This is a genomic window from Acidovorax sp. LjRoot204, from assembly GCF_056175785.1.
The window spans coordinates 1-5557 of record NZ_JBGFFF010000224.1; the positions used below are offsets into that span (position 1 = coordinate 1).

At 67.9% G+C, this 5557-nt stretch carries 5 protein-coding genes; all 5 read left to right on the top strand.

Going from position 1 to position 5557, the window contains the following annotated elements; all coding sequences use genetic code 11:
• Positions 1 to 1862 (top strand): hydantoinase/oxoprolinase family protein (locus AC04MI_RS23090; protein ID WP_476498805.1); only part of this gene is annotated, 1862 nt, incomplete at its 5' end.
• Positions 1859 to 2494, top strand: coding sequence for a cysteine hydrolase family protein (locus AC04MI_RS23095; protein ID WP_436077270.1), 636 nt, complete (start codon positions 1859 to 1861; stop codon positions 2492 to 2494). The genes AC04MI_RS23090 and AC04MI_RS23095, both read left to right, overlap by 4 nt.
• A gap of 8 nt (positions 2495 to 2502) precedes the next feature.
• The gene (locus AC04MI_RS23100) at positions 2503 to 3915 is read left to right on the top strand and encodes an FAD-dependent oxidoreductase (RefSeq protein ID WP_476498806.1); all 1413 of its coding nucleotides are present in this window, start codon (positions 2503 to 2505) and stop codon (positions 3913 to 3915) included.
• 4 nt (positions 3916 to 3919) lie between these two features.
• The gene (locus AC04MI_RS23105) at positions 3920 to 4783 is read left to right on the top strand and encodes an isocitrate lyase/PEP mutase family protein (protein ID WP_476498807.1); all 864 of its coding nucleotides are present in this window, start codon (positions 3920 to 3922) and stop codon (positions 4781 to 4783) included.
• A gap of 106 nt (positions 4784 to 4889) precedes the next feature.
• Complete coding sequence (gene msrA, locus AC04MI_RS23110) at positions 4890 to 5432, top strand: peptide-methionine (S)-S-oxide reductase MsrA (protein WP_436077271.1); 543 nt, start codon at positions 4890 to 4892, stop codon at positions 5430 to 5432.
• Positions 5433 to 5557 lie beyond the last annotated feature (125 nt).

Genomic DNA, 5557 nt, shown 5'->3' on the forward strand with positions numbered 1-5557 from the left:
GCACCACCGTGGGCACCAATGCGCTGCTGGAGCGCAAGGTGGCACGCACCGGCATCATCACCACSCGCGGCTTTCGCGACGTGCTSGAGATGCGCCGCCGCGACCGGCCSSAGACCTGGGGCCTGCGCGGCAGCTTCGWGCCSRTSGTGCCGCGCRACCTGCGSCKSGARGTSGACGAGCGCGTGCTGGCCGAYGGCACGSTGCACACSCCGGTAGACATCGAGCAGGTCAAGGCCCARGCGCGCKCGCTGCTSGAGGCGGGCTGCGARGCSGTSTGCGTKTTCTTCATCAACACCTACGCCAACCCCRMSAACGAGCRGSYCGCCGTGGCSGCCGTGCGCRRMSTSTGGCCCAACCCGCAYGTSACSKYSGCCAGYGAGGTGCTGCCCGAGATCCGCGAGTTCGAGCGCTGCTCSACCGCCACGCTCAAYGCRTCSCTGCAGCCCGTGGTAGGCAGCTACCTGGAGCGGCTGGACGGCGACCTGCGCACGCAGGGCTTTGGCGGCGAGCTGCTCATCGTGCAAAGCAACGGCGGCGTGATGTCGCGCCAGACGGCCTGCGATGTGCCGGTGCGCACCGCGCTCTCGGGCCCGGCGGCGGGCGTGATCGCCTGCGCGGCGATTGCGCGTGCGGCAGGCTTCCCCGATGTGATCACGGGCGACATGGGCGGTACCTCGTTCGACGTGTCCCTGGTGGCCAAGGGCGAGGCGGCCCTGGCCGCACAGACGGCCATTGAGTTTGGTATGGTGGTGCGCTCGCCCATGATCCAGATCGAGACCATTGGCGCAGGCGGCGGCTCGATTGCCTCGGTGGACGCCAGCGGCATGCTGCAGGTGGGCCCCGAGTCTGCCGGCAGCATCCCCGGCCCGGCCTGCTATGGCCGGGGCAACACGCGCCCCACGGTGACGGATGCCAATGTGCTGCTGGGCCGCATTGCCGCCGACCGGCCCCTGGGCGGAGGCCTGCTGGCCGCCATGGACGCGCAAAAGTCGCGCGACGCCATCGAGACCCATGTGGCCCGACCCCTGGGCCTGGATGTGATGGCAGCCGCCGAAGCCATCCTCACGGTGGCCAACGCCAAGATGGCAGGTGCCGTGCGCGTGGTGTCCATCGAGCGCGGGCACGACCCGCGCCAGTTTGCCTACATGCCGTTTGGCGGCGGCGGCGCGCTGCATGTGTGCGCCATGATGCGCGAGGTGGGCGTGGGCACGGGCATCGTGCCGCGCTACCCCGGCGTCACCTCCGCCCTGGGCTGTGTGATGGCCGACATGCGCCACGACGCGGTGCAAACGCTGAACAAACCCCTGGCCGACCTGGACGTGGCCGACCTGCGCCAGCGCGTGGCCACACTCGCAGCCACCTGCCAGCAGCGCCTGGATTCGGCGGGCGTGAAGTTTGTGGAAGTGCAGGAAATCATTGCGCTCGACATGCTCTACGCAGGGCAGACCCACACCGTGCAGGTGCCTGTGGCGGCCGATGCGCTGAGCCACGAGGGCATCCGCGCCGCATTCGAGGCCGCCTACCGCGCCGCTTTTGGCCGCGTGCTCGACGGCATCGCCGTGCGGGTGATGAACCTGCGCTACGCCCGCGTGGGCGTGCGTCCCAAGTTCGACCTGACGGTGTTGGCCCCGCAGACCACCACGGTGAACCCCTCGCTGGGTGTGCAGCGCGTGTTCCACGCCGGCCGCTGGTGGGACGCCGCGCGCCACGCACGCCTGGACCTGCCTGTGGGCACCCGCATCGACGGCCCGGCCATCCTGGAGCAGCCCGACACCACGGTGTGGCTGGAGCCTGGCTTCAGCGCCACGGTGGACCCGCTGGGCAATCTGCTGGTGCGGGCCGACGGGGAGGGCGCAGCATGAGCCACGGCGCACCTAACCTGAGCATCAACCCGCGCCACACGGCGCTGGTCATCATCGACCTGCAAAACGACTTTTTGGCCCCGGACGGTGCCTATGCACGCGGTGGCGCGGTGAGCTCTGCCGCCCAGGCCTTGCCGCCCCGGGTGGCAGCGGTGGCCAAGGCACTCAAGGCGGCGGGCGGCATGGTGGTGGGCAGCCAGTTCACCCTGTGGCCCGATGCGCAGGGCGAACCCATGGTGTCGCCCCACCTCAAGGCCTTGCGCCCATTTCTGCGGCGCGGCGACTTTGCGCCCGGCAGCACAGGCCAGGCCCATGTGCCCGAGATCGCACCGTGGGTGGACGTGTCGGTGTGCAAGGTGGCSTATTCGGCMTTCTTCAATACCCAGCTCGACTGGGTGCTGCGCCGCGCGGGCATCACCACCGTGGCCGTGTGCGGCATTGTCACCAACGGGGGCGTGGCCAGCACGGTGCGCGATGCGCACATGCGCGACTACCAGACACTGGTGCTGTCCGACGGATGCGCTACCTTCAGGCAGGCAGTGCATGACACCTCGGTGGCCGACATGGCCAACGTGGCCCAGGTGCTGATCTGCGCCGACTTTGCTGCCGCTGTGGCCGCCCCTTCCGCATGAATGCGCCCATGAGCACACCCCGCATCTGCCATGCCGAGCACATGCCCGGCACCGTGACGCAGGACGCACATGTGCCGGTACTCATCGTGGGTGGCGGTGCCTGTGGGCTGACTGCGGCGCTGATGCTGCACGATGCCGGTGTGGACTGCGCGGTGCTGGAGCGCGATGCCACGCCGCTGGGCTCGTCGGCCCTCTCATCCGGCTTTATCCCCGCGCCCGGCACGCAGGCGCAGCGCGCGGAGGGCATTGATGACAGCCCGGAGCGGTTTGCCGCCGACATCAGCGCCAAGGCCAAGGGCAGGGCGGCGCCCMATTTGGTGCAGGCCTATGCCCAGGCCATCGGCCCGGCGCTCGATGCACTGCAAGCGCGCCATGGCCTGCAGTGGCAGGTTCTCGATGGATTTTTGTACCCCGGCCACAGCGTGCGCCGCATGCACGCCACGCCCGAGAAAACCGGCGTGGGCCTGATGGGCCGCCTGGCCAACGCGGTGACGGCGGTGGACATTCCGCTGATCACCGAAGCCACCGTGCGCGAGCTGTGGGTCAATGCTCAGCAGCGCGTGATCGGCGTGGGCTACGGGCGGCCTGATGGCACGCTGGAGCACCTGGCCTGCGACGCACTCATCCTGGCCTGCAACGGCTTTGGCGGCAACCCGGCCATGGTGCGCGAGCTGCTGCCCGAGATGCGCGATGCGCTGTTCGCCGGCCACACCGGCAACGATGGCAGTGCCATCGCCTGGGGCCAGGCGCTGGGCGCCCGGCTGGCGGACCTGGGCGGCTACCAGGGCCACGGCTCCTGGGCCATTCCGCAGGGCGCGCTGATTTCGTGGGCGCTGATGATGGAAGGCGGTATCCAGGTCAATGCGCTGGGCGAGCGCTTTCACGACGAAACGCAGGGCTACTCCGAAGCCTCGGTGCATGTGCTGGCGCAGCCGGGCGGCGTGGCGTGGAATGTGTTCGATGCGCCCATCCTCGCATTGGCGCGCAGCTTTCCGGACTTTGTCGATGCCGAGGCAGCCGGTGCGGTAAAGCACTGTGACAGCGTGCAGGCGCTGGCGGCATTGATCGGCTGCGAAGAATCAAAATTGATAGCAACCCTGGCAAGTACCACTAGCGCTAGCGGCCAGAACGACCACAACCGACGTGTGTTTGCCCGCCCATTGCAGGCGCCGTTCTGCGCGGTCAAGGTGACCGGCGCGCTGTTCCATACCCAGGGTGGGCTGGACATCGACGCCCAGTGCCGCGTGCTGATGCAGACCGGCCAGCCATTCCCAAATCTTTTGGCCGCAGGCGGTGCGGCTCGTGGGGTGTCGGGCGACGCGGTGTGGGGTTATCTCTCCGGCAACGGCCTGCTCAGCGCCGTGGCCGGTGGCTACATCGCTGCGAACACGGCGGCCGGGCTGAACCGTCAGAAAGTTTGAAGACATGACCCCTTCATCGTTCAAAGAACGCCTCCATGAACCCCGCGCCATCCTGGCCCCCGGCGTCTACGACGCCCTGAGCGCCCTGGTGGCCGAGCAGGCSGGCTTCGAGGCGCTSTACCTCTCGGGCGCMTCSATYGCCTACACSCGSCTSGGCCGCTCCGACRTSGGCCTSACCACCTWCACCGAGGTSGARGACACSCTSGCRCGCATCACCGAGCGYGTGMGCMCGCCSGTSATCGTCGATGCCGACACCGGCTTYGGCAACGCGCTCAACACCCAGCGCACCGTGCGCGGCTTYGAGCGYGCGGGCGCGGCSATGGTGCAGATCGARGACCAGRSYTTTCCCAAGCGCTGCGGGCATCTGGATGGCAAGACGGTGGTGCCGGTGGGCGAGATGTGCGGCAAGCTCAAGGCCGCGCTGGACGCACGCCGCAGCGCCCACACCCTGATCCTGGCCCGCACCGACGCGCTGGCCGTGGAGGGCATTGACGCCGCATTCGACCGCGCCGAGGCGTACCTGGAATGTGGTGTGGATGCGCTTTTCATCGAAGCCTTGCGCACCCCCGAGCAGATGGACGCGGCCTGCCAGCGCTTTGCCCACCGCATCCCGCTGCTGGCCAACATGGTCGAAGGCGGCAAGACRCCGATCCAGAGCGCGGCCGAGCTGCAGCAGCGCGGCTTTCGCATCGYGATCTTYCCSGGYGGCACCGCSCGCGCCGTGGYGCACACGCTGCAGGGCTACTACGCCAGCCTGCACACGCACCAGACCACGGCGCCCTTCAAGGACCGGATGATGGACTTTGATGGTCTGAATGCGCTGATTGGCACGCCCGAGCTGATGGCGCAGGGTCGCCAGTACGAGTAGCCTGACCCGACGTGTGCCCGGCAAATCCCCTGCCCGGGCTGCGCCGGGCAATGCCGCGTACCATGCCGTGGATCTTTTCGTCTGACTTCACCGCATGGAGACCCACATGGCCCACAACCAACAAACCATCACCCTGGGCGGCGGCTGCTTCTGGTGCACCGAAGCCGTGTTCGACCGCGTGCGCGGCATCACCGATGTGGAAAGCGGCTACACCAACGGCCACACCATCAACCCCAGCTATGAGCAGATCTGCCAGGGCGACACCGGCCACGCCGAGGTGGTGCGACTGACGTTCGATGCCGACGAGATCGGCCTGGAGGAGATCCTGGAAATCTTCTTCCACACCCACGACCCGACCACGCTCAACCGCCAGGGCAATGATGTGGGCACGCAGTACCGCAGCGGCATCTACTACGACAACCCCGAGCACGGCGAGATCGCCAACGCCATGATCCGCCAGATGTCGCAAGACAAGCTGTTTGGCGCACCCATCACCACCGAGGTGAAGCCGCTCTCGAACTACAGCACGGCCGAGGCCTACCACCAGGACTACTTTGCCAACCACCCCAATGCAGGGTACTGCGCGTTTGTGGTGGGGCCGAAGGTGGAGAAGTTTCGCAAGACGTTTGCGCGGTATTTGAAGGGCTGACGCTGACGCGCTAGCAGCTGCCAAAAGGGGCGGGGTCCGGATCTTGCGCTTTGGGTTCAATGCCTGGAGGGAGCAAATTCGTTCAGAGCGGGGCTACAGGCGGGCATAATGCAACCCGATTGCGT

Coding starts and splice junctions, on each gene's coding strand:
- msrA (WP_436077271.1), top strand. CDS start 4,890: ATGGCCCACAACCAACAAACCATCACCCTGGGCGGCGGCTGCTTCTGG.